Annotated in this window: 23 protein-coding genes and 1 pseudogene; 4 read left to right on the forward strand and 20 right to left on the reverse strand. The window is 67.8% G+C overall.

From position 1 onward, the window contains the following. Window positions 1-108: 108 nt before the first annotated feature. Window positions 109-1,305 (forward strand): amino acid aminotransferase, encoded by a 1,197-nt coding sequence (locus tag R0D99_RS12205; protein WP_317748455.1) that lies wholly within the window; start codon window positions 109-111, stop codon window positions 1,303-1,305. 112 nt (window positions 1,306-1,417) lie between these two features. Here R0D99_RS12205 and dnaB read toward each other — a convergent pair whose 3' ends face one another. The 8 genes from dnaB to tolB all read right to left on the reverse strand — a co-directional run bounded on the left by dnaB (window position 1,418) and on the right by tolB (window position 7,432). After that, window positions 1,418-2,830: a replicative DNA helicase gene (dnaB, locus tag R0D99_RS12210; RefSeq protein WP_317748456.1), complete on the reverse strand. Its 1,413-nt coding sequence runs from the start codon at window positions 2,828-2,830 to the stop codon at window positions 1,418-1,420. 202 nt (window positions 2,831-3,032) lie between these two features. Then, entirely contained in the window at window positions 3,033-3,485 is a 453-nt protein-coding gene (rplI, locus tag R0D99_RS12215; RefSeq protein WP_317748457.1) for a 50S ribosomal protein L9, read from the reverse strand. Between the two features lie 13 nt (window positions 3,486-3,498). Further along, a complete protein-coding gene (gene rpsR / locus R0D99_RS12220; RefSeq protein ID WP_317748458.1) occupies window positions 3,499-3,780 on the reverse strand; it encodes a 30S ribosomal protein S18 in 282 nt (93 codons plus the stop codon). Further along, on the reverse strand, window positions 3,781-4,035 hold the full coding sequence (gene priB / locus R0D99_RS12225; RefSeq protein WP_317751091.1) for a primosomal replication protein N: 255 nt from the start codon (window positions 4,033-4,035) through the stop codon (window positions 3,781-3,783). 80 nt (window positions 4,036-4,115) lie between these two features. Then, window positions 4,116-4,481, reverse strand: a complete 366-nt coding sequence (rpsF, locus tag R0D99_RS12230; protein WP_317748459.1) for a 30S ribosomal protein S6 — start codon at window positions 4,479-4,481, stop codon at window positions 4,116-4,118. Between the two features lie 227 nt (window positions 4,482-4,708). Next, entirely contained in the window at window positions 4,709-5,518 is an 810-nt protein-coding gene (gene ybgF, locus R0D99_RS12235) for a tol-pal system protein YbgF (RefSeq protein ID WP_416366000.1), read from the reverse strand. A gap of 4 nt (window positions 5,519-5,522) precedes the next feature. Further along, a complete protein-coding gene (gene pal, locus R0D99_RS12240) occupies window positions 5,523-6,068 on the reverse strand; it encodes a peptidoglycan-associated lipoprotein Pal (RefSeq protein WP_317748461.1) in 546 nt (181 codons plus the stop codon). Window positions 6,069-6,130: 62 nt separating this feature from the next. After that, window positions 6,131-7,432 (reverse strand): Tol-Pal system beta propeller repeat protein TolB, encoded by a 1,302-nt coding sequence (gene tolB, locus R0D99_RS12245; protein ID WP_317748462.1) that lies wholly within the window; start codon window positions 7,430-7,432, stop codon window positions 6,131-6,133. A gap of 174 nt (window positions 7,433-7,606) precedes the next feature. On the opposite strand from tolB, the gene msbA reads away from it, so the two are divergent. After that, a complete protein-coding gene (gene msbA / locus R0D99_RS12250) occupies window positions 7,607-9,403 on the forward strand; it encodes a lipid A export permease/ATP-binding protein MsbA (RefSeq protein ID WP_317748463.1) in 1,797 nt (598 codons plus the stop codon). A 202-nt stretch (window positions 9,404-9,605) separates the two neighbouring features. On the opposite strand, the gene rng is transcribed toward msbA, so the two are convergent. From rng to R0D99_RS12300, 10 genes and pseudogenes are all read right to left on the reverse strand, one after another. Beyond that, window positions 9,606-11,096, reverse strand: coding sequence for a ribonuclease G (gene rng / locus R0D99_RS12255; protein ID WP_317748464.1), 1,491 nt, complete (start codon window positions 11,094-11,096; stop codon window positions 9,606-9,608). A 60-nt stretch (window positions 11,097-11,156) separates the two neighbouring features. After that, window positions 11,157-11,756 carry a Maf family protein gene (locus R0D99_RS12260; protein ID WP_317748465.1) on the reverse strand — a complete coding sequence of 200 codons (600 nt, stop codon included), beginning with the start codon at window positions 11,754-11,756 and terminating at the stop codon, window positions 11,157-11,159. Between the two features lie 34 nt (window positions 11,757-11,790). Beyond that, window positions 11,791-12,261, reverse strand: coding sequence for a 23S rRNA (pseudouridine(1915)-N(3))-methyltransferase RlmH (gene rlmH, locus R0D99_RS12265; RefSeq protein WP_317748466.1), 471 nt, complete (start codon window positions 12,259-12,261; stop codon window positions 11,791-11,793). Between the two features lie 9 nt (window positions 12,262-12,270). Next, window positions 12,271-13,071: a ribosome silencing factor gene (rsfS, locus tag R0D99_RS12270; protein WP_317748467.1), complete on the reverse strand. Its 801-nt coding sequence runs from the start codon at window positions 13,069-13,071 to the stop codon at window positions 12,271-12,273. Between the two features lie 63 nt (window positions 13,072-13,134). Then, window positions 13,135-13,636, reverse strand: a pseudogene (locus R0D99_RS12275) (nicotinate-nicotinamide nucleotide adenylyltransferase). A 62-nt stretch (window positions 13,637-13,698) separates the two neighbouring features. Continuing rightward, complete coding sequence (gene hemF, locus R0D99_RS12280) at window positions 13,699-14,619, reverse strand: oxygen-dependent coproporphyrinogen oxidase (RefSeq protein WP_317748469.1); 921 nt, start codon at window positions 14,617-14,619, stop codon at window positions 13,699-13,701. Between the two features lie 151 nt (window positions 14,620-14,770). Continuing rightward, entirely contained in the window at window positions 14,771-16,048 is a 1,278-nt protein-coding gene (gene purD / locus R0D99_RS12285) for a phosphoribosylamine--glycine ligase (RefSeq protein ID WP_317748470.1), read from the reverse strand. Window positions 16,049-16,087: 39 nt separating this feature from the next. After that, a complete protein-coding gene (locus tag R0D99_RS12290) occupies window positions 16,088-16,432 on the reverse strand; it encodes a GIY-YIG nuclease family protein (protein ID WP_317748471.1) in 345 nt (114 codons plus the stop codon). Beyond that, window positions 16,429-16,632 carry a hypothetical protein gene (locus R0D99_RS12295; protein ID WP_317748472.1) on the reverse strand — a complete coding sequence of 68 codons (204 nt, stop codon included), beginning with the start codon at window positions 16,630-16,632 and terminating at the stop codon, window positions 16,429-16,431. Before R0D99_RS12295 ends, R0D99_RS12290 begins: the two co-directional genes overlap by 4 nt. Further along, window positions 16,629-17,357, reverse strand: coding sequence for a YebC/PmpR family DNA-binding transcriptional regulator (locus tag R0D99_RS12300; protein ID WP_317748473.1), 729 nt, complete (start codon window positions 17,355-17,357; stop codon window positions 16,629-16,631). Before R0D99_RS12300 ends, R0D99_RS12295 begins: the two co-directional genes overlap by 4 nt. 73 nt (window positions 17,358-17,430) lie before the next feature. Between R0D99_RS12300 and R0D99_RS12305 the strand changes: the two genes are divergently transcribed. Continuing rightward, window positions 17,431-18,942, forward strand: coding sequence for a DUF853 domain-containing protein (locus R0D99_RS12305; RefSeq protein ID WP_317748474.1), 1,512 nt, complete (start codon window positions 17,431-17,433; stop codon window positions 18,940-18,942). A 61-nt stretch (window positions 18,943-19,003) separates the two neighbouring features. Next, the gene (gene upp, locus R0D99_RS12310; protein WP_317748475.1) at window positions 19,004-19,636 is read left to right on the forward strand and encodes a uracil phosphoribosyltransferase; all 633 of its coding nucleotides are present in this window, start codon (window positions 19,004-19,006) and stop codon (window positions 19,634-19,636) included. A 499-nt stretch (window positions 19,637-20,135) separates the two neighbouring features. Here upp and R0D99_RS12315 read toward each other — a convergent pair whose 3' ends face one another. Then, on the reverse strand, window positions 20,136-22,001 hold the full coding sequence (locus tag R0D99_RS12315) for a hypothetical protein (RefSeq protein ID WP_317748476.1): 1,866 nt from the start codon (window positions 21,999-22,001) through the stop codon (window positions 20,136-20,138). A 159-nt stretch (window positions 22,002-22,160) separates the two neighbouring features. Further along, window positions 22,161-24,287 (reverse strand): TonB-dependent receptor, encoded by a 2,127-nt coding sequence (locus R0D99_RS12320; protein WP_317748477.1) that lies wholly within the window; start codon window positions 24,285-24,287, stop codon window positions 22,161-22,163. Between the last annotated feature and the right edge of the window lie 39 nt (window positions 24,288-24,326).

A 24,326-nucleotide genomic window follows, 5' to 3' on the forward strand; every position in this document is an offset into this window, starting at 1 on the left:
CGGGGCAGGCCGTTAAAATTCAAGGGTTTGGCCCCAGCGTAGCGCATGCCGAGTGTCTTGCGCCGCTTTCTCCACCTTCACCCCTTTCATCCCACAGGATTGACCGCCATGTCCTTGTTTTCCGCCGTCGAACTGGCCCCACGCGACCCGATTCTGGGCCTGAACGAACAGTTTGCCGCTGATACCCATCCCAACAAGGTCAACCTGGGGGTCGGCGTGTACTTCGACGAAAACGGCAAACTGCCGTTGCTGGCCTGCGTGCAGGCGGCCGAAAAGGCGTTGATGGACACGCCCAAGCCGCGTGGCTATCTGCCCATCGACGGCATTGCGGCCTATGACAATGCCGTCAAGAAGCTGGTCTTTGGCGCCGACTCCGACGTCGTCAAGCAGGGCCGCGTCGCCACCGTGCAGGCACTGGGCGGCACCGGCGGTCTGAAGATCGGCGCCGACTTCCTGAAGAAGCTCAGCCCCCAGGCCAAGGTGCTGATCAGCGACCCGAGCTGGGAAAACCACCGTGCGCTGTTCACGCAGGCCGGCTTTGACGTCGGCACCTACCGCTATTACGACGCCGCCCGCCGCGGCCTCGACTTTGACGGCATGCTGGCCGACCTGAAAGCGGCCGCGCCCGGCACCATCGTCGTGCTGCACGCGTGCTGCCACAACCCCACGGGTTACGACATCACACCCGACCAATGGGCGCAGGTGATCGACACCGTCAAGGCCGGCAGGCTGACCGCCTTCCTCGACATGGCCTACCAGGGCTTCGCCCAGGGCATTGCCGAGGACGGCGCGGTGGTTGGCCAGTTCGTGACGGCGGGGCTGGACGTGTTCGTGTCCACCTCGTTCAGCAAATCGTTCAGCCTGTACGGCGAACGCGTTGGCGCGCTGTCGGTGGTCTGCGCTTCCAAGGAAGAGGCCGACCGCGTGCTGAGCCAGCTCAAGATCATGATCCGCACCAACTACAGCAACCCGCCCACGCACGGCGGCGCGGTGGTGGCGCTGGTGCTGGACGACCCCAAGCTGCGCGCGCAGTGGGAGGACGAACTGGCCGGCATGCGCACCCGCATCAAGGCCATGCGCCAGGCGCTGGTCGATGGCCTGAAGGCCGCAGGGGTGAAGCAGGACATGAGCTTCATTACCACGCAGGTCGGCATGTTCAGCTATTCCGGTCTGTCGAAAGACCAGATGGTGCGCCTGCGCAATGAGTTCGGCGTCTACGGCACCGACACTGGCCGCATGTGCGTGGCAGCGCTGAACGAGAAGAACATCCAGCACGTCTGCCAGTCGATTGCCAAGGTGATGTGACGCCCTTGTGGGCATGAAAAGGCCGCGACGCGTCGCGGCTTTTTTACACCCTGTTTGCTATACAATTTATAGCTTCATACGCTGATCAATCCAGCGCAAACGGCCTTATTGATTAAAAGTCGTCGCCGCTGCCGCCCATCGCCAGGCTCTCGAATCGCGTCAGCGGCTTGAGGAAGGCCAGCTTCACGGTGCCCGTCGGGCCGTTGCGCTGCTTGCCGATGATGATCTCGGCGACGCCCGGCTCGCGCGATTCCTTGTTGTAGTAGTCGTCGCGGTAGATGAACATGATGATGTCGGCGTCCTGCTCGATGGCGCCCGATTCGCGCAGGTCGCTCATCATGGGGCGCTTGTCGGTGCGCGTTTCGACACTGCGGTTGAGCTGCGACAACGCGATCACCGGGCATTGCAGTTCCTTGGCCAGAGCCTTGAGGCCGCGCGAGATTTCGCCCAGCTCGGTGGCGCGGTTCTCGTCGCCGCTGCTGCTGCCGCTCATCAGCTGCAGGTAGTCGACCACGATCAGGCCCAGCTTGCCGCATTGGCGCGCCAGGCGGCGCGCGTTGGCGCGCAGTTCGGAAGGCGTCAGGCCCGGTGTTTCGTCAATATGCAGGCTGACGTTGCGCAGCCGCTCGATGGCCTCGGTCAGGCGCGGCCATTCCTCGTCGGTCAGCTTGCCGGTGCGCAGGTGGCCCTGGTCGATGCGGCCGATGGAGCCGACCACGCGCACCGCCAGCTGGGCGGCGCCCATTTCCATCGAGAACACGGCCACCGGCAGGCCTTCGTTCAGCGCCACGTGTTCGGCGATGTTGATGGCGAACGCCGTCTTGCCCATGGACGGGCGCGCGGCCAGCACCACCAGGTCGCCGGGCTGCAGGCCTGCTGTCATGCGGTCCAGATCGATAAAACCCGTGGGCACGCCCGTCACGTCGTTCGGGTTGTCGGCCATCTCCTGCACACGGTCGAGCAGCTGCACCACCAGGCTGTCCATGGCCTGGAAGCCCTGCTTCATGCGCGAGCCTTCTTCGCCGATCTTGAAGATCTTGCCCTCGGCCTCGTCCAGGATCTTGTCCACCGCCCGCCCCTGCGGGTTGAAGGCGCTGGTGGCGATCTCGTCGCTGGCCGACACCAGCTTGCGCAGGATCGAGCGCTCGCGCACGATCTCGGCATAGCGCCGGATGTTGCTGGCGCTGGGTACGTATTGCGCCAGCGAGTTCAGGTACGCCAGGCCGCCGATCTCGTCGCCCTTGCCCTGGCGCTGCAGTTCCTCATACACCGTGATGACGTCGGCGGGCTTGGTCTCGTTGATCAGCTTGCCGGCCGCAGCGTAGATCAGGCGGTGTTCGTAACGGTAGAAGTCGCTGTCGATCAGCACATCGCCCATGCGGTCCCACGCGCCGTTGTCCAGCAGCAGGCCACCCAGCACGCTGGATTCGGCCTCGAGCGAATGCGGAGGAATGCGAAGCTGCGCAACCTGGCGGTCGACAGGCTCGTCCTCGCGCGCATCGGAAAAGGGATAAACAGCGGCCATGCAATCGGTAGGCTACGTGAGCCTGAGTCAATAGGCAATGTTATGACGAGGATGAGCACACGCCTGTGCACAAGCCTGTGCGCAAACCCTGTACATCCGGTGAGGAACAATCTTTTACGCCGGTCAGCGCCGTGCCAATGCGCGGCGCAAAAAAACCGGCCCAGATGGGCCGGCTTGGCGATACCAGGAAAGACGGAGTCGATCAGGCCGTTTCGCCGTAGACCGACACGGTGATCTCGGTGTCGACGTCGGTGTGCAGCGACACGTGAACCGTGTTGTCGCCCACCATCTTGATCGGGCCGTTGGGCAGGCGAACCTGCGACTTGTGGACGTCAAAGCCCTGCTTCTTCAGCTCGTCGGCGATGTCGTGGTTGGTGACCGAGCCGAACAGGCGGCCGTCAACGCCGGCTTTCTGCGTCAGCTTGATGGTCTGCCCGTTGAGCTTCTCGCCCACGGCTTGCGCGGCGGCCAGCTTTTCGGCGGCCTGCTTTTCCAGTTCGGCGCGGCGGGCTTCGAATTCGGCCTTGGCGGCCTCGGTGGCGCGGCGGGCGCGACCCGAGGGGATCAGGAAGTTGCGGGCGTAGCCGTCCTTGACCTTGACGATCTCACCCAGGTTGCCGAGGTTGACGACCTTGTCCAGAAGAATGACTTGCATGGGGATCTCCTTGTCAGACGCGGTGCTGGTCGGTGTAGGGCAGCAGCGCCAGGAAGCGCGCGCGCTTGATGGCGGTGTTCAGCTGGCGCTGGTAGATGGCGCGCGTGCCGGTCAGGCGCGCGGGCACGATCTTGCCGTTTTCGCTGATGAAGTCGCGCAGCGTGTCGACGTCCTTGTAGTCGATTTCTTCGACGCCGGCGACGGTGAAGCGGCAGAAGCGCTTGCGCTTGAACAGCAGCGACTGGTTGTTGCGCTTGGGGCGCTTGTCCTTGTTGAATTTCTTGAACGTGGCCATTTAAGAGGCTCCTTGAAATTGATCTTGCTGAAAATCCTGGATGTGGAGCACCACATGCTTGCCGTTGCGCGGACTGGCCAGAAAGCCGGTGAAGCACCAAAGTGACCCCACCGCCTGCGAGCCGAGCCTTTCGGCCACCGCGCCGAGAGCCACTGCCCTCAACGCCGCCTTGACCTGCCGGGGGCTTCCGCCCTCCTCGACCTGCGACTCGTGTTCGAGTCTGGCATCGAGCGCCGGTACGCCGGCGGGGGTCATACGCAGGGCGCCGATCTCGACGATGCGGGCCGTCAGGCGAGTCTGGTTCACCTCGGCTCAGGCATGCCGCGCCAACGGCTTCAGTTGGTGGCTTCCGCCTGCTGGGCCTTGCGCGCTTCTTCGCGCTCGACGGTCTTCATCATCGACGACGGGCCGGTGTCGGCCTTTTTCTTCTGCACCGTCAGGTGGCGCAGCACGGCGTCGTTGAACTTGAAGGCATGTTCCAGCTCGGCCATCACGGCCTGATCGGCCTCGATGTTCAGGCACAGGTAGTGCGCCTTGGCCAGCTTGTTGATCTGGTAGGCCAGTTGACGGCGGCCCCAGTCTTCCTGGCGATGGATCTTACCGCCACCGGCGGTGATCATGCCCTTGTAGCGCTCCAGCATGGCCGGAACCTGCTCGCTCTGATCCGGGTGGATCAGCAAAATGATTTCATAGTGACGCATTGACTCTCCTTGTGGATGAGAAAAGCCGCCCCCGGCGTCGGATCGGGGTGCGGCAAGGGAACTTAGCATTATACGGTTTTGAACACCGGCATGGTGGGCCAACGAATCGAACGGCCGCGGAGCAGGCCATGCCAGCGACCGCCCGAGCCGGGGTTGCCCCGGCGACCAGCGGTGTCCCCCTTCCCGCAGAGAGAAGGGGGAAGGCGCGTCAGCGCCTCAGGGGGATGTCACTTCAACCTGCTCAGCCGCTCGCGCCCGGCCTGTGCGGCCTCGGACTGCGGATAGGTCTTGACCAGCGATTCGAGCGTCGCCCGGGCAGCGCGCGTGTCCTTCAGCTCGATCTGGCAGTTGGCAATCGACAGCATGGCCTCGGGCGCGCGCTGGTGGTTGGGCGACGCCGTGAGCAGCGAGCGGAAGTTGGTGATGGCTTCCTTGTAGTCGCGCGTGGCGTACTGCGCATTGCCCAGCCAGAACAGCGCCGACGGCGCCAGGCTGCTGCGCGGATGGCGCTTGATGAAGTTGGCAAAACCCGTCTGCGCACCCTTGAAGTCGCCGGCGCGGAAGACTGCCAGGGCGGCGTCGTAGTCCTGCTTGTCGCCCACGCTGGCGGCCGCATCCGAGCCCGGCAGCGTCGGCGCGGGCGGCGGCGGTGCCGCGGCAGTTTCGGTGGCAGCGCGCGTGCTTTCGGCGGTTTCAAGCCGGCGCACGCGGTCCTCCAGCGCCTGTTGCTGGCCGGTCTGTGCACGCTTCAGTTCGCCGATGTCGCGCGTGAACTGCTCTTCCTGCCCACGGCCGCGCGCCAGTTCGCCCCGCAGCGATTCGATTTGCTGCTGCAGGTCGAGCAGGCTGCGGCGCATCTGCGCGTTTTCCTCGACCAGGCGGTTCTGGGCCGCGACCGACTGGTCGAAGCGCTGGCGCAGATCCAGGATGGCCTGGCGCGCCTGATCGTCACCGAACAACTGGGCCTGCGCGCCCTGCGCGGCCAGGCAGGCCAGCGCAAGGACGGCGCCGCGAAAGAGAGCGGTCGGGTTCACGATGCGATCAGCGGTAACGGATCTCGACACGGCGGTTCTGCGCATAGGCATCTTCGCTGCTGCCGGCCACGGCCGGCTTTTCTTCGCCAAAGCTCACGGCCTCGATCTGCGCGTCGGTCGCGCCCACCAGCGTCAGCGCGCGGCGCACCGCTTCGGCACGCTTCTGGCCCAGGGCCAGGTTGTATTCGCGGCTGCCGCGCTCGTCGGTATGGCCTTCCACCGCCACCGTGCGGCCGCGGTTGGCCTGCAGGAAGCGCGCGTGCTGGTCGACGATGGCCTGATACGTCGGCTTGACGGTAAAGCTGTCGAAGTCAAAGTAAATGACCCGCCCCACGCCCGCCGGGCCAGCCGAATCCACGCCGCCGGAACCGGCCTGCACCTGCGTCACCGTGCTTTGGCCCGCGCCCTGGCCGACCCCGGCCTGACCGGCGCCCTGGCCCGTGGCCGTGGCATCGGTGCCCGTGCCCTGGATCGGCGGATCGAGCTTGACGTTGGATCCGCAACCGGCCAGCACCAGCGACAGTGCGGCCACCATGAAATAACGTTTGACCATGTTATTCACTCCTGATCTAAAAACAAAAACCTGAAGCCGCGGGATGTGCGGCTCCCCTTCATTCAACGCTGGAACGGCCCCCACGAGGGTTCGCGAATATCGCCGCCCCTGCCTGCCAGGCGCGCCTTGATCTTGCCGTCCACCGTGGTCGTCATCAGCGCCTCGCGGCCGCCCTGCCGTGTGGCGTAGACGATGAGACGGCTGTTCGGCGCAAAGCTCGGGTTCTCGTCTTCCGCCGTGTCGGTTACCGCAGTCACGTTGCCGGAAGCCAGTTCCATCACCTGCAGCTTGTAGCCACCGGTGCGCGACACATAGGCCAGATAACGCCCATCGGGACTGACGGACGGCGACACGTTGTAGGCGCCGTTGAAGGTGACGCGCTGCGCCGCGCCGCCGCTGGCCGACATGCGGTAGATCTGCGGCGCACCGCCACGATCGCTGACGAAGTAGATGGTGCCGCCGTCGGGCGAAAAGGTGGGCTCGGTGTCGATGCTCTGCGACTGCGTCAGCCGGCGCGGCTCGCCGCCACTGGCGCTGATGAGGTAGATCTGCGAGCCGCCGTCGCGCGACAGCGTCACGGCCAGGCTGCGCCCGTCCGGCGACCACGCGGGCGCGCTGTTGGAGCCACGGAAGTTGGCCAGCAGGCGGCGGCGGCCGCTGGCCACGTCGTGCAGGTAGATGACCGGCTTGCGCGATTCAAACGACACGTAGGCCAGCTGCGAGCCATTGGGCGACCAGGTGGGCGAAATGATTGGCTCCGGGCTGCCCAGCGCGGCCTGCGCGTTCTCGCCGTCCGAATCAGCCACCCACAGCGTGTAGCGGTCGCCGGCCTTGGTGACGTACGCCAGCCGGGTCGAGAAGATGCCTTTTTCGCCCGTCAGCTTTTCGTAGATGTAGTCGGCGATCTTGTGTGCGGCCAGGCGCAGATCGGCCTGCGGCACCACGTAGCCCTGGCCCCCCAGGTCCTGGCCCTTGACCACGTCCCACAGGCGAAAGCGCACGTCGAAGCGCCCGTCTGCCAGGCGCGTGACGCTGCCACCCGCCAGCGCATCGGCCGCGCGCTGGCGCCAGACGGACATGTCGGGGCGGCTGGTTTCGTCCATCGCCTGTCCAGCGCTGTCCACGGGGCGGAACTGGCCACTGCGCTCCAGGTCAGCGCGAATGATGGCGCTGATCTTCTGCGGTGACGCGTCTTCGCCGCGAAAGGGCACCAGCGCAATGGGCAGTTGCGTCAGGCCAACGCCCGACACCTCCACGCGAAACTGCGCGAACGCCGGTGAAAAAGGGGCGGCGGCCAGGGCGGCTACAAGGCCGCGGCGCTGCCAGCTGGAAGGGGTATTGCGTCGAGGGGAATCAAATTTCATATCGAAGTGCTGGGGGCCAGCCGTGTGCTGCCACCGGGTCGATAGACTCCGGCAATGGTAACAAGCTTGACTGTGGCGCCGTTTCAATCTGTGAATTGGTGGGCGCGCCGGCGCATAAGTTCCCTGAGCCAGGCCGCTTCGTAGAATCGCCCGGCCGCCCGCACCGCCTTGCCGATGAACGCCCCCCGCACCCAGCCGCCCGACTCTCCCTCCGCGCAGAAGCCGCTGCGCATGCGCCTGGCCCGGCTATGGACGTACTTTCGGGAATACCGGCTGGGCTGGGTCATCGCGCTGGCGGGCACGCTGATCAGCGCGTTGACCGAAGCCTCGGTGCCGGCCCTGCTCAAGCCGCTGCTGGACGACGGCTTCACGCAGGGCACGCTGCCGATCTGGGTGGTGCCGGTGGCCATCGTGGGGCTGTTCGCGCTGCGCGGCATTGCGCACTTTGGCAGCCAGTACGCCCTGGCCCGCATCGCCAACGAAGGCATGGTCAAGCTGCGGCGGCAGTTGTTCGACCGCCTGCTCAGCGCCGATTTGTCGCTGTTTGCGCGCCAGAGCGCCAGCCAGTTGGCCAACACCATCGTCTACGAGGTGCAGACCGGCACCACCATGCTGGTGCAGTCGCTGCTGAACCTGGGGCGCGACAGCTTCTCGGTCATTGCGCTCATGGCCTACCTGCTGTACCTTAACTGGTCGCTGACGCTGATCGTGCTGGTGCTGGTGCCCATCGTCGCGCTGATCATGCGCACCATGTCCAAGCGCATGTACCGCTACACCCGCATGTCGCAGAGCACCACCGACGAACTGGCCTACGTGGTGGAAGAAAACGTGCTGGCCCACCGCGTGGTGCGCCTGCACGGCGCGCAGGCGCAGCAGGCCAGCCGGTTCGATGCGCTCAGCCGGTCGCTGCGCAGCCTGTCCATCAAGGCGACCAGCGCCTCGGCGGGGGCCATGCCGCTGGCGCAAATGGCGGCGGCGGTGGCGTTGTCGGTGGTGATCGGCATCGCGCTGCACCAGGGGCAGAGCAGCACCGGGCGCGGCATCACGGTGGGCGGCTTCGTGTCGTTCATCGGCGCCATGCTGATGCTGATCCAGCCGCTGCGCCGGCTGACCGACGTGGTCGGCCCCATCACGCGTGGGCTGGCGGCGCTGGAACGCGGGCTGGACCTGATGGACCAGGTGAAGCCCGAAGCCGGCCCGCCCGACCGCGCCGCGCCGGTGCCGCGCGCGCGCGGCGAACTGGCGCTGCGCGACGTCACCGTCACCTATGCCGAAGGCGCCACGCCGGCCATCGACAACCTGAGCCTGCACGTGGCGGCGGGTGAAACCGTGGCGCTGGTCGGGCCGTCGGGCTCGGGCAAGAGCACGCTGGTCAACCTGTTGCCGCGCTTCGTGCTGCCGACGTCGGGCCAGGTACTGCTGGACGGCACGGACATCGCCACCTGGCCGCTGGCCGCGCTGCGCGCGCAGTTCGCGCTGGTCAGCCAGGACGTGACGATGCTGAACGACACCGTGGCCGCCAACGTGGCGCTGGGCGCGCCGACCATCGACCGCGACCGCGTGCAGCAATGCCTGCAGGACGCCAACCTGGCCGCGCACGTGGCCACGCTGCCGCAAGGCATCGACACCCTGCTGGGCCACAACGCCACGCAGCTGTCGGGCGGCCAGCGCCAGCGCCTGGCGATTGCCCGTGCGCTGTACAAGGACGCGCCCGTGCTGCTGCTGGACGAAGCGACGTCGGCGCTGGACACCGAAAGCGAGCGCCTGGTGCAGCAGGCCATCACGCGCGCCATGGCCGGGCGCACCACACTCGTCATCGCGCACCGCCTGTCCACCATCGAACACGCCGACCGCATCGTCGTGATGGCGCACGGCCGCATCGTCGAGCAGGGGACGCACGCGCAACTGGTGGCGACTGGCGGCCTGTACGCCCGCCTGAACCACACGCCGCCCGCCCCGGCCAGCCACTGAAGCTACAAAATAAATAGCTGCATGCGCTTACCCCAAAAGCGCCAGCGACCGATCTAACAAAAAACCAGTGGCTGCGCAGCAAGCCACCCTAAAAGGCCGCGGAGCAGGCCCCGCCAGAACGCCGCGGAAGGGCTTGGCCCGCCCGCCAGCGTTGTCCCCCCTCCCTCCGGGGGGAAGGCGCCACAGGCGCCACAGGGGGGGATCAAAGCAACACGATGTCGTACTGGTCCGGGCCGAGGGCGCCCTCGGCCTGCAGCGAAATCGGCTTGCCGATGAAGTCCGACAGGCCGGCCAGGTGCGTGCTTTCCTCGTCCAGCAGCATGTCGATCACGGCCGGCGCAGCCACCACGCGGAATTCCTTCGGGTCGAACTGGCGCGCCTCGCGCAGGATCTCGCGCAGCACGTCGTAGGCCACGGTGCGCGCGGTGCGCACGCGTCCGGCGCCCTGGCACTGGTCGCATGGCTCGCACAGCAACTGGGCCAGCGATTCGCGCGTGCGCTTGCGCGTCATCTCCACCAGCCCCAGCGGCGAGAAGCCGCCCACCTGCGTCTTGACGCGGTCGCGCGCCAGCTGCTTGCGGAACTCGGCCAGCACCGCCTGCTGGTGCTCGGCCTGCCCCATGTCGATGAAGTCGACCAGGATGATGCCGCCCAGGTTGCGCAGGCGCAGCTGGCGCGCAATGGCCTGCGCCGCTTCCAGGTTGGTCTTGAACACCGTGTCGTCGAAATTGCGCGCACCGACAAAGGCGCCGGTGTTGACGTCGATGGTGGTCAGCGCCTCGGTCTGGTCGATGATGAGGTAGCCGCCCGATTTCAGGTCGACGCGGCGGCCCAGCGCCTTCGTGATTTCCTCGTCGACCGAATGCAGGTCGAAGATCGGCCGCTCGCCCTTGTAGTGCTGCAGGTGCGCCGCGGCGGCGGGCATGAATTCGCGCCCAAAAGCCATCAGCGCGTGAAACTGCTCGTTCGAATCGATGCGGATGGTCTGCGTGCGCTCGCCCACCAGGTCGCGCAGCACGCGCTGCAGCAGGTTCAGGTCTTCGTGCAGCAGGCTGGCGGGCGGCTGGCGGCTGGCGGCGTCGCGGATGCGCGACCACGCCTTGCGCAGGTAGGCGATGTCCTCGGCCAGTTCCTGGTCGGACGCGTCCTCGGCATTGGTGCGCAGGATGAAGCCGCCCGTCTTGCCGCCTTCCACGCCCACCGCGGCCAGGGCCTGCACCCGCACGCGCAATTCGTCGCGCAACGCGGCCGGAATCTTTTGCGACACGCCGATGTGATCGTCCTGCGGCAGAAACACCAGCATGCGCCCGGCAATGCTGACCTGCGTCGACAGGCGCGCGCCCTTGGTGCCGATGGGGTCCTTGACCACCTGCACCATCAGCGTTTGGCCCTCGAACACCTGCTTTTCGATGGGACGCAGCGGCGTGGCGGCGCGGCTGGCCGACAAGCTTTCGCCTTCCAGCGGCTTCTGCCACAGATCAGCCACGTGCAGGAAGGCGGCGCGCTCCAGCCCGATGTCGATGAATGCCGACTGCATGCCCGGCAGCACGCGCGCCACCTTACCCAGGTAGATGTTGCCGACCAGGCCGCGCTCCAGCGCGCGCTCGACGTGCACTTCCTGCACCGCGCCGTGCTCGACGACCGCCACGCGCGTTTCCTGCGGCGACCAGTTGATGAGAATATCTTGCTGCATTTTCAATAGCTTTCTGCGCAGCATGGGCGTGCGCTGGAGCCCCAAAGGTATCGCAAACGGTCACGCATCGCGCAGCACGCCGGCCTGCCGCAGCAGCCGCGCGGTTTCGAACAGCGGCAGGCCGACGATGCCGCTGTGGCTGCCGCTGATGTGTTCGACAAAGGCCGCCGCCTGGCCCTGAATGGCGTAGGCACCGGCCTTGCCTTCCCATTCGCCACCGGCGATGTAGGCCGCGATGTCGCGCTCGTCCAGCGGCGCAAAGCGCACGCGCGAATCGCTCACGGCCTCGTGCCGCGCATCGCCCGCCTGCACCGCCACCGCGGTGATGACGCGGTGCGTCGCGCCGGCCAGGCGGCGCAGCATGGCCGCGGCGTCGGCGGCGTCGGCCGGCTTGCCCAGGATGTCGCGGCCCAGCGCCACGGTGGTGTCGGCGCACAGCACGGGCGCGGGCGGCCACGCGCGTTCGCGCAGGCGCCGCACGGCGTCGTCGAGCTTGAGGCGCGTGACGCGCCGCACGTAGGCGGCCGGCGCCTCGCCGGGGCGCACGGCTTCCAGCGCTTCGGCGGCGTCGGCATCGTCGGGCAGCAGCAGCGTGTAGCGCACGCCCAGCTGGTCCAGCAACTGGCGACGACGCGGGCTTTGCGAGGCGAGGTAGATCATGGGGCGGGGTGGGACGCGGGCTCGCCCATCGCCCTCATTCTCGGTGATAGGGATGCCCTGCGTTCACCGACCACGCACGGTACAACTGCTCGACCAGCAGCACGCGCACCATGGCGTGCGGCAGCGTCAGGTCGGAAACGCGGATGCGCTCGTCCGACGCCTGCAGCAGGAGCGGATCGAGCCCGTCCGGCCCGCCGATCAGCAGCGCGACGTCGTCGCCCGCCATCTGCCACTGGCGCAGGCGCGCGGCCAGCGCCACCGTGGTCAGCGACGTGCCGTGCTCGTCCAGCGCCACCACGCGGCAGCCGCGCGGCACCGCGGCCTCGATGCGCTGGCGCTCGGCCACGCGCACCTGATCGGTCGTCTTGCCGCCGACGCGCGGCTCGGTCTTGACCGCCTTCAGCTCGATCTTGAGTTCGGGCGGAAAGCGCTTGGCGTAATCGTCCCACGCGGTCTGCGCCCAGTCGGGCACGCGCAGGCCGACGGCGACGACGGCGAGCTTCATGGCCGCCGATCAGCGGCCGGTGCGCGGGGCCGGCTTTCTGGCGGTCTTCGCAGCGGCTTTGGCGGGCGCCTTGGCCGGTGCGCGGGCCGCGCTCCGGGGCGCCGGCGCCGCAGCGCTCTTGGCCGCGCCGCGCGCCGAAGGCTTGTTGACGACCACGGTCTGCAGCGCCTCCGACGTGCTGCGCTTGCGCGGCGTCGCCGGGCGGGCACGCGTGGCACCTGCGCCGGCTGCCGCGCGCGCGGGCGCCTTGGCCACGGCCTTGCGGGCAGCCGTCTTCCTGGCGGGCGTGCCGGCCGTTGACTTCTTCACCGGCGCCTTGGCCGGCGACTTGCGGGCGGCGGACGGCGTGGCGGCGGCCTGCTCGGCGGCGGGCTTGCGGGGTTTGGCGGCGGCCTTGTCGGCAGCGGCCTTGTCCTTGGCCGCGCGCTTGGCGGCCACGCGGGCGGCGGGGCCTTTCAGCCGCACCGGCTTTTCACCCCAGATTTCTTCCAGGTTGTAGTACTGGCGGATCGGCGGCTGCATGATGTGCGCCACGGCCGGGCCGCAGTCGACGATGATCCATTCGCCGTTTTCCTCGCCCTCGATGCGCGGCTTGGCAAAGCCCCCGTCGCGCACCTTGTCGCGCACGCTGGCGGCCAGCGCCTTGGTCTGGCGGTTGCTGCTGCCGCTGGCGACGATCACGCGTTCGAACAGGGGCGACAGGTGCTCGGTGTTGAACACGCGGATGTCCTGGGCTTTGACATCTTCCAGGCCATCGACAATGGCGCGCTGGAGTTTCTGGATGTCTTTCTTGGCGGCGGATTCGCTCATCAGGCTGGGGTTTGGTAGAGGTGGTGGCTGGCAATATACCCGGCGACGGCGGGCGCAACCAGATCATCGATGGGCTGGCCCGCCGCCACGCGGCGCCGCACGTCGGTGGCGCTGTGCGGCATGGGGGGGCAGGCTCAGCACCCGCACACGCGCCGGGTCGGGCGGCAGGCCGGGCAAGGGGTTTTGAGGGTTGAACAAGCCTTCAGCGCCCGACAGACCTGCGCGGACAGCTATTGATACGATAGCAATCTGCACGATATCAACGGCCCGCCGCCAGGTATGAAAGGCCGCGGCCTGATCGGCCCCGATCTGCAGAAACAGCGCGGCGCCGGGGTATTGGGCGCGCAGTTCGGTCAGCGTGTCGATGGTGTAGCTGGGGCCCTGGCGCAACAGTTCGCGGTCGTCGACGAAGGCCTTGGGCACATCGGCAAAGGCCAGCCGGCACATGGCCAGCCGGTCGGCGGCCGGGCTGAGGGCGCGCGTCTTGTGCCAGGCGTCGCCGGTGGGGGGCGATGTGCAGGCGGTCGAGCCGCAGCTCGTCGATGGCGGCGCGCGCCAGCGCCACGTGCGCGTTGTGCGGCGGATCGAATGCGCCGCCGAACAGGCCGATGCGTTGCAGCGGCGCGTTCAAACCCAGTCCCGCGGCTTCAGGAAGCGATCGGTCAACGCCGCCTCGGGCGAGCCCGGCAGCGGTTGATGCTGGTATGCCCAACGTACCAGCGGCGGCATCGACAGCAAGATCGATTCGGTGCGCCCGCCCGACTGCAGGCCGAAATGCGTGCCGCGGTCCCACACCAGGTTGAATTCGACATAGCGGCCGCGCCGGTACAGCTGGTGTTCACGCTCGCGCTCGCCCCAGGTCATGCCGACGCGGCGCTGCACGATGGGGACGTACGCATCCAGAAACGCATCACCCACCGAGCGCATCAGCGCAAAGCCGTTGGCCGCGCCGCCTTCTGAAAAATCGTCGAAGAAGATGCCGCCGATGCCGCGCGGCTCATTGCGGTGTTTGTTGAAGAAATACTCGTCGCACCAGCGCTTGAAGCGCGGGTACTTGTCGTCGCCAAAGGGCGCCAGCGCATCGCGGCACACGCGGTGGAAATGCGTGCAGTCTTCGTCGAAGCCGTAGTACGGCGTCAGGTCCATGCCGCCGCCAAACCAGCACACCGGCTCGGCGCCCGGGTCGCCGGCGGCGATCATGCGCACGTTCATGTGCACCGTGGGCACGTAGGGATTGAGCGGGTGGAACACCAGCGACACGCCCATGGCCTCGAACGGCGCGCCGGCCAGCTCGGGCCGGTGCTGCGTGGCCGAGGGCGGCAGCTTGGGGCCACGCACGTGCGAAAAACCCACGCCCGCGCGCTCAAACACCGCGCCGCCTTCCAGGATCTTGGTGATGCCATCGCCCTGCAGCGCCTCACCCGGCGGCTTGGTCCACGCGTCGGTCAGGAACTTCGCCTGCCCATCGAGCGATTCGAAGGTGTCGGTGATGCGTGCTTGCAGACCGACGAGATAGTCGCGTACAAGGTTCGTCTCAATGTCCGCCATTCACACCCTCATCTCTTGCAAAGGCCGCGCAGCAGGCCACGTGCAATGGCCGCGGAGCAGGCCACGGTGGAACGCCGTGGAGCGGGCTTGGCCCGGCCACTGGCGTTGTCCCCCTCAGGGGGAAGGCGCCGCAGGCGACTCAGGGGGAACGTCATTTCATCGCCCGGTGGCCAATGTCGCGCCGATACTGCATGCCGTCAAAGTGAATGCCGCGCGCCGCGTCGTACGCCTTGACCTGCGCCTGCTTGACCGAATCGGCCAGCGCGGTCACGCACAGCACGCGCCCGCCCGACGTCCTGACTTGATCGCCCTCGGCCACCGTGCCGGCGTGGAACACCACCACCTCGTCGGTCGGCTTGGGCAAGCCGGTGATCAGATCGCCCTTCTTCGGATTCAGCGGATAACCGCCGGCCGCCAGCACCACGCCCAACGCCACGCGGCGGTCCCACTGCAGTTCCACCTCGTCCAGCTTGCCGGACGTGGCGGCCATCATCACGTCCACCAGGTCGGACTTCAGCCGCATCATGATCGGCTGCGTCTCGGGGTCGCCCATGCGGGTGTTGAATTCCAGCGTCTTGGGTTTGCCCTCGCCGTCGATCATCAGGCCGGCGTAGAGAAAACCGGTGAACGGAATGCCGTCCTTGTCCATGCCGCGAATCGTGGGCAGGATGACGTCGCGCATGGCCCGTGCGTGCACCTGCGGCGTAACCACCGGCGCGGGCGAATACGCGCCCATGCCGCCGGTATTGGGGCCCTGGTCGCCGTCCTTCAGGCGCTTGTGGTCCTGGCTGCTGGCCATGGCAACGACGTTCTTGCCGTCGCACATGACGATGAAGCTGGCCTCTTCGCCCTGCAGGAATTCCTCGATCACGACGCGCGCACCACCGGCGTTGTGCGCCACGCCCAGCGTGTTGCCGCCCAGCATGTCGTCGATGGCCGCGTGCGCTTCATCTTTGGTAGCAGCCACCACAACCCCCTTACCGGCTGCCAGGCCATCGGCCTTGACAACGATGGGCGCGCCCATCCTGTCCACGTAGGCGTGCGCGCCCGCCGGATCGCTGAAGGTCTCGTACGCCGCGGTCGGAATGCCGTGGCGCTTCATGAAGTCCTTGCTGAAGGCCTTGGAGCTTTCCAGCTGCGCCGCCGCCCTGGTCGGCCCGAAGATGCGCAGGCCATGGGCGCGAAAGTCGTCCACCACGCCCGCGGCCAGCGGCTGCTCTGGCCCGACCACCGTCAGCGCGATCTTCTCGGCCAGCGCCCAGTCGCGCAGCTTGCCCAAGTCGGTGATGGGCACGTTCTTCAGGTTGGGCGCCGTACCCGTTCCGCCGTTGCCGGGCGCGACATAGACCTGCTGCACCTTGGGCGATTGCGCCAGCTTCCAGGCCAGCGCATGTTCACGGCCGCCACCGCCGATGACGAGAATTTTCATGAGGAGTGTTTTCTACCAAGGGTCAACGCAAAAAAGCCGTCATTCCCGCGAAGGCGGGAATCCATGCGTTTGCGCACCACCCAACGCTTCATCGTATAGGTCCTGCCAGTGCGGGTTGCCGGCCCACTGGGCAGAGGGTTGTTCGATCAACCGGATTTTCCACTCGCGGTTCCACTTCTTAAGCTGCTTTTCGCGCGTGATGGCGTGGGTCATGTCAGCGTGCCGCTCAAAATACACCAACCGATGCAAGGCGTACTTGCGTGTGAAGCCGTCGATAAGATCCTGTTTGTGCTGCCAGATGCGCTGCGCCAGATGAGACGTCACGCCGATGTACAAAGTCCCGTGAAACGCGTTCGCCGGGATGTACACGGCAGGCTGCTTCATGGTTGATGCACATGGATTCCCGCCTTCGCGGGAATGACGTCCGTGTGCCGCTCGACCAGCGCCTTGCTGGCCGCCGGCTGGGGCGCGCATTGGGCGGCGTTGAATCCGGCCGACACCGCCCCGCCGCTGAAGCACCAGGCCACCTCGCTGCCGCCGCCGCAGCCGGCCAGCCACAGCGTGGCCAGCACGGCCAGCTTCACGCTTCCTCCACGTTGGCGTTGTGGAAGACGTTCTGCACGTCGTCCAGGTCTTCCAGCACGTCCAGCAGCTTCTGCATCCGGGCGGCGTCTTCGCCGGCCAGGTCGATGTTGTTTTCGGCGCGCATCGTCACCTCGGCCAGCTCGGGCGTCAGGCCGGCGGCTTCCAGCGCGGCTTTGACGGCTTCGAACTGCGCCGGATCGGTCAGCACTTCGATCGCGCCGTCGTCGTCGGTGATGACGTCGTCGGCGCCGGCTTCCAGCGCGACTTCCATCACTTTTTCTTCATCGGTGCCCGGCGCAAAGAACAGCTGGCCGACGTGCTTGAACTGGAACGCCACCGACCCTTCGGTGCCCAGGTTGCCGCCGTACTTGCTGAAGGCGTGGCGCACCTCGGCCACGGTGCGCACGCGGTTGTCGGTCATGGTGTCGACGATGACGGCGGCGCCGCCGATGCCGTAGCCTTCGTAGCGGATTTCTTCGTAGTTCACGCCTTCGAGGTTGCCGGTGGCCTTGTCGATGTTGCGTTTGACGGTGTCGGCCGGCATGTTGGCGGCCTTGGCCTTTTCAATCGCCAGGCGCAGGCGCGGGTTGGCCGCCGGGTCGCCGCCGCCGGTGCGCGCTGCCACCATGATTTCGCGCACCACGCGGGTCCAGATGCGTTGCCGCTTTTCGTCCTGCCGGCCCTTGCGGTGCTGGATGTTGGCCCATTTGCTGTGACCCGCCATAACTCTCTGCCTCTGACTTGACTATCGGGATAATCAGATCATTCTACTTTTCGCACCCCACGCGCACCCTGACATGGCCGATCCCATCCTCATCGCCCAGCACGGCGACATCCAGTGCTTCATCCTTCCGGGCCTGGCCAACCGCCACGGCCTGATCACCGGCGCCACCGGCACCGGCAAGACGGTGACGCTGCAGAAGCTGGCCGAATCGTTCAGCGCCATCGGCGTGCCGGTGTTCATGAGCGACGTGAAGGGCGACCTGACCGGCATCAGCCAGCCCGGCAGCATCGGCGGCAAGCTGGCCGGCATCCTGAAGGAGCGCGGCCTGCCCACGCCCGAGCCGATGGCCTGCCCCACCACGCTGTGGGACGTGTTCGGCGAGCAGGGCCACCCGGTGCGCGCCACCGTGAGCGACATGGGCCCGCTGCTGCTGTCGCGCATGCTGGACCTGAACGAGACGCAGGCCGGCGTGCTCAACCTGGTCTTCAAGATCGCCGACGACAACGGCCTGCTGCTGCTGGACATGAAGGACCTGCGCGCCATGCTCACCTACGTGGGCGACAACGCGAAGAACTTCACCACGCAGTACGGCAACGTCAGTACCGCCAGCATCGGCGCCATCCAACGCGGGCTGCTGACGCTGGAAAGCCAGGGCGGCGACAAGTTCTTTGGCGAGCCGATGCTGAACCTGGACGACATGATGCAGACCGTGTCGGGCAAGGGCGTCATCAACATCCTGAGTGCCGACAAGCTGCTGCAGTCGCCGCGCCTGTACGCCACCTTTTTGCTGTGGATGCTGTCCGACCTGTACGAGCGGCTGCCCGAAATCGGCGACCCCGAAAAGCCCAAGTTCGCCTTCTTCTTCGACGAGGCGCACCTGCTGTTCAACGACGCGCCCAAGGTGCTGCTGGAGCGCATCGAGCTGGTGGTGCGGCTGATCCGAAGCAAGGGCGTGGGCGTGTACTTCGTGACGCAAAACCCCATCGACGTGCCCGACACCGTGCTGGCGCAGCTGGGCAACCGCGTGCAGCACGCGCTGCGCGCCTTCACCGCGCGCGACCAGAAGGCCGTGAAGGCCACGGCCGAAACCATGCGCGGCAACCCCAACCTGGACATCGAGACCGCCATCACCGAGCTGGCCACCGGCGAGGCGCTGGTCAGCTTCCTCGACGAGAAAGGCCGGCCCGGCGTGACGCAGCGCGTGTACGTCATCCCGCCCGGCAGCCAGATCGGCCCCATCACCGACGCGCAGCGCGCCGACCTCGTCAAGAGCTCGCTGGTGGCCGGCACGTACGAACAGACGGTCGATCGCGAATCGGCCTACGAAATGCTGGCCCAGCGCGGCGCTCAGGGCAGTGCCGGCGCCCCAGGTCAGCCCGGTGGTGCAGCGCCCGCGCCGCAGGACGGTGGCCTGCTGGGCCAGGTCGGCAACGTGGTCAAGGAAGCCATGTTCGGCCGCACCGGCCCGCGCGGGGGCCAGTACGACGGCCTGGTGCAGAACGTGGTCAAGGGCGAGATGCGCCGCATGGGCCGCGAGCTGCTGCGCGGCGCGCTCGGCAGCCTGCTGGGCGGCAAGCGGCGATAAACCTGATTAGCCCCCAGCGCTTGTCCCCATTGCGCAATCAGCTACTTAATCAATAGCAACCATGACACCGCAAGTCCACCACGTCACCCACCCGCTGGTGCAGCACAAGCTGACACTGATGCGCAACAAGAACGCCAGCAGCACCACCTTCCGCACCTTGCTGGGCGAGCTGGCCATGCTGATGGCGTACGAAGTCACGCGCGACATGCCCACGCAGCTGGTCGAGATCGAGACGCCGCTGGAAAAGACGCTGAGCCCCATGATCGACGGCAAGAAGGTGGTGTTTGCCAGCATCCTGCGCGCGGGCAACGGCATGCTGGACGGCCTGCTGCGCGTGGTGCCGAACGCGCGCGTTGGCCACGTCGGCCTGTACCGCGACCCCGAGACGCTGCAGGCCATCGAGTACTACTACAAGATGCCCGCCGACATGGCCGAACGCGACGTGATCGCGGTTGACCCGATGCTGGCCACCGGCCATTCGGCGGTGGCGGCCATCGACAAGCTGAAGGCCGCCGGCCCGCGCTCGATCAAGTTCCTGTGCCTGCTGGCCGCGCCCGAAGGCATTGCCACACTGCACGCCGCGCACCCGGATGTGGCGATCTACACCGCCGCCATCGACCGCCAACTGAACGACCACGGCTACATCCTGCCGGGGCTGGGGGATGCGGGGGACCGCATCTTTGGGACGAAGTAAGTCCCCCCTGAGTCGGCCTGCGGCCGCCATCCCCCAGGGGGACAACGCTGGCGGCCGGGCAAAGCCCGCTCCGCGGCGTTCGCGTGTGGCCTGCTCCGCGGCCGCGGGAAGCGGGCTTGCTGCGCAGCCCGGGGGTGAGGCTCCCGCAGTGGTGGGAGCGAGGTGTGGAAGCTCCTGTTTTTATAGCTGGTTGCGCTTGACCAACGGGCGCTGGCGGCTTTTTGTATTGAAAAGTTGCGCGCTTGCGGCGCCAGAAATTCAGGAACAAGGGTCTTGTCGATCTCAACGCGACCTGACCGCGCTCGTCGTCTCTCATCGTCATTCCCGCGCAGGCGGGAATCCATGCATCCACCGCAGCGCACGTGCCACGCACGTGTGGATTCCCGCCTTCGCGGGAATGACGATTTTTGAAGCCCTTTTTTGGCTGTTCTTTCGCGTCCTTCGCGCACCCTTCGCGTCCTTCGCGTCCGGTTTTTGGACTTGAAGTGAGGCGCCCGGATCACCGCCCCATCACCCGCTGCATCGCGCGATACAGGGCATCCGAACCATGCCGTGCGTTGGCGGGGTCCAGCGCGAAGGGGTTGACGGGCGGCTCGGTGCGTGCGCCGGTCGCTGGCGGTGGGTGGACGAAGAAGGAGAACGTGCGGGCGCCGTGGGCGCGGTGGCGGTCCAGCACGGCGCGCAGTTCGGCGGCGTCCATGGCGCGCAGCGGGTGGAATTCGGTCACGCTGTAGCCGGGCTGGCGCGACCGGGCCAGCCAGTCGAAGAACGAGTCGTCGTAGGTCGCCTCGCCATACAGGTTGATGCCCAGCTGCACCTGGCCGAAGGGCAGCAGCGAGGCGTCGGACGCGAAGCGCGTGCCGTCCCAGCCGGCTTTCTCGGCCGGGTAGATCTGCTGTGTGCGGCGCGGCACATCGGCCAGGCAGGTGCCGGCCAGCAGGCGGTCGAAATGCGCCAGGTAGCGCACCACCTGCTGCCCGCGGAAGGCGTGCCACAGCGGCACCAAGGGGTTGTAGAACACGGCGCGCTGGTCCTGCGGCGCGTCGATCCAGAACTGCACTTGCGCGCCCGGCGCGGCCATCGGCGGCAGCGGCTGGCGCACCGGCACGGGCGTGGGCGTGGCCTGGTCGCGCGCCATGACGGCGACGTGGCGCGTGGCTAGGTGGCGCAGGCGGCCGCCCTCGCCTTCCAGCGCGATGTCGAGGCGGTGCAGGCCCGGCGACTGGTCGGCAAAGCGCAGGTCGTAGCGCCAGCCGACCTTGGCGGTGCCCAGTTCAGGCCGCGCATCGCCCACGTCCTGCCGCACGAAGCGGGCCGGCACGCGGCCGACTTCCTGCCCGTCCAGGTAGACGCGCACCCACGGCGTTGCACCGGCGGGCAGCGCGGCATCGTGCGCCCAGCCGCCCACGGCCAGCGTGCCGGCGGCGGCATCGTCGATGTGCTGCCAGAAATGGTCGAGCCGCTCGCGCCGGATGTCCCTGGACGGCGGTTCGACCGCGTCGAACGACGCAAAGCTGGCACCGCCCAGATAGGCGTTGAGCGCCGCCACGCTGCCGAAGCGCTGGCGCAGAAAGTCGCGGAAGCCCGCGCGCGAGGTGTCTGAGTAGTCGGTCAGCACATACGGCCGGCCGTAGCCCATGCCGGCCTCGAAGTCCGGGTACAGGTGGTGCACTTCGCCCAGCAGGTTGACGCCGGCAATGCGCTGCCGCGCGGCGGCGGGCAGCGCGCACACCCCGTCGACCACGGCGCGAATCGCCTCGTCGCGCCGTTGCGTCACGGCGTTGTCGGTGCGCGCGATGCTCCACGGGTACAGCGGCCAGCCCATGTATTTTTCGACCGGCAGCGGGCCTTGCGGTGTGTGGGCCAGGTTGGCGGCATCCTGCGCCAGCACCGGCTCGATGGGCGCGCTTTCCGAGAAGTGGGTCGAAAACAGGTACAGCACCACCGGCCGCTGCACGCCCTGCACGGTGTTGGCGATGCGGCGCACCGCCTGCGCATCCACCGCCCAGCCGTTGCCCTGCGGCTCGAACAGGTTGAGCAGCGGCACCAGCAGCGTGTAGCCCATCTCGAAGCGCCCGTCGGCGCTGCGCTGCGGCCCCAGCGCCTGCAGCGTCGATTCGACGCGCGCGGCGGCCGAGCCTTGCGCGCCAGTGCAGGCGGCCTCCAGCGGCGCGTGCGGCGGCGCCATTTCCAGGCAGTCGCTCAGTTCGCCGATGGCGGGCGCCAGCAGCAGCGGGCGCTGGCCGCCGCGCCACAGCCAGACGCTCAGCGCGACCGCCGCCAAAAAAATCGCCAGCGCGCAGGCGGCAATCAGACCGTCCAGTCCGCGCCAGTGGCGGGTCGGTGTGGGGGGTTGTGAATTCATGAGGCGGTCACCACGGCAACGGCCACTGGCCACTGAACAGCAGAACAGTGACGGCGCCGTGCAAGGCATTGTCGCCGAACGACCTCGCGTCGAGAGCGTGGTGCAGCGGAAGGCGGCCAGCTATATTATCAATAGCATTTTGCGCTTATCTGTCAAGCGCTACGGCCAGATATCCCTCATTCGCGCCGCCCTCGCCCACGACCGAATCAGAACAACGCCTGCACCCCCCAGGCGCACGCTGCGACCCGGCAGCGGCGCTTTCGGGAACGCCGTGGTCGTCAGCACCGACGTGGCGCTGTAGGCCAGGCGGTCGGTGAGGTTGTCGACGCGCGCGAACCACTGAAGCTGCGCCTGGCCCAGTTTCTGGCGATAGGTGACGGCCGCGTTCCACAGCGTGTACGCGCCCGTGGCCAGGTCGCCCAGCGGTACGCGGTTTTGCGCCGCCGCGTGGTCGACACCGATGCGCGCGCCCCACGGCCCCTGTGCCCAGCGCAAGGTGGCGCCGATGCGCGCGGGCGCGATGCGCGGCAGCGGCTGGCCCGCGCTCAGGTTGGTGGCGCGCAGCAGGTCACCGCGCAGGTCGAGATCCAGCACCGACGCCGTCGAACGGCCTGCCGCACCGGACTCGCCCCACAGGCGCACGGTGCCGCTGGCCTCCATGCCGATGAAGCGCGCCCGCACGCCGGTGTAGGCGAACTCGGGCAGCGCCTTGTCGCCCTCGCCCACGGTACGGCCGGTGCCCATCAGGGCGATGTAGTTGGAGAAATAGGCGGCGAACGCGTTGATGGCGAAGCGATGGGGCCCGTCCTGCCACTTGGCGCCCACCTCCACGCTGGTCGACTTTTCCGGCGACAGCGCCGGGTTGCCGGTTTCCCACGCCGCGGTGGCCACGTGCGGCCCGTTGGCGAACAGTTCGTAGTCCTTGGGCGCGCGCTGGGTGTGGGCCAGGTGGCCGGTCAGGTGCCACTGCGGCGCAACGGGCACCAGCGCGCCCAGCGCCGCACTGGCGGGCGTGAAGACGCGGTCGCCCGGCACAAAGCGGTCTACATCAGGGCTGCCGGGCGAGCTGACGCGAACCCGTTCGGCGCGCGCGGCAAAGCTCAGCTGGCCCCAGCCGGTGGCCAGTTCTTCGTGCGCGAACAGGGCCGCCGCGCGCGTGCGGCTGGGCGGCACGAAGGCTTCTTCGCCCTGGGCGGACAGGCGCGCACCCTCCCACTGCAAGCCCCACACGCCTTTCAGGGCGCCCAGCGGGCGGTGGCGTGCCTCCAGCCGCAAGTCGGTGCCGCGCTTGATGAACACCGTGCCGGGGTCGGCGCCTTCGTATTCGGTGTGGCGGTAGTCGCCATGGCTCAGTTGGCCCTTCAGGCTCTCAACCCAGCCGTCGGGCAGCCGCACCAGGCCTTCCAGCGCCAGCCGTGTCGAACGCATGCCGATGGTGACGGCGTCTTCGGCCACGGTGCCGTAGTCGCTGCGGTAGCTGGCTGCGGACAGGCCCAGGTAACCACGGTCGAAAAACACCGACCCGCCCACGGCGCCGCCCTGCGCGCGGTTGGCCGAATTGCAGATGCGCCACGCCAGCGCAGGCGCGCCGGGCTTGCCGCAGGCCAATGCGCGCGGCACCGCGACGTCGCCGCTGCCGCGCGAAAAAGCGTCGACGTGCAGCGCATAGCGGTCCGTGCCACCTTCCAGCAGCGCCGCGGCGGCGCCTTCGCGGCCGCCGGTGGCGTAGGACGTGTCTGCGCGGCCGGTGAAGCCGTTGATGGGCGCGGTCGGAATGCGGTTGTCGACCAGGTTCACCACGCCGCCCATCGGGTTGCCGCCGTACTGCAGCGCGGCCGGCCCGCGCAGCACGTCGATGCGCTCCACCGCCAGCGGGTCGATGGGCGCGTTGTGGTCGGGGCTGAGCGCCGACACATCGACGCTGGCGCCCGTGTTCTGCAGGATGCGGACGCGATCGCCGTCCAGGCCGCGCATCACGGGTCGCCCCGCATGGGGGCCGAAGTAGCTGCTGGCCACGCCGGGCAAGCCATTCAGCGTGTCGCCCAGGGTGGCATTCGACTTCAGCAGCAGTTGTTCGCCCGCCAGGCGGGCGGCGGGCGGCGCGGCCTGCGCGGCGCCCGGCGATGTGCCGGTGACGGTGACGTCGGCCAGCGTCGGGGTGTCGTCATCATGAGGCGGCGACGCGCCAACCGCGGCCTGGGCCATGGCCAGGGGCGCGACCACGGCGGCGCACAGCGAAATGGCCGCACCACGGGCGGCGCGGCGAGACAACGCAAAGGGGTTCATCGACGAAGAATCCAGTTGGGAAAGCAGCGCGCCCTCGGG

This window comes from Ottowia sp. SB7-C50, assembly GCF_033110285.1.
Taxonomy (GTDB): Bacteria; Pseudomonadota; Gammaproteobacteria; order Burkholderiales; family Burkholderiaceae_C; genus Ottowia.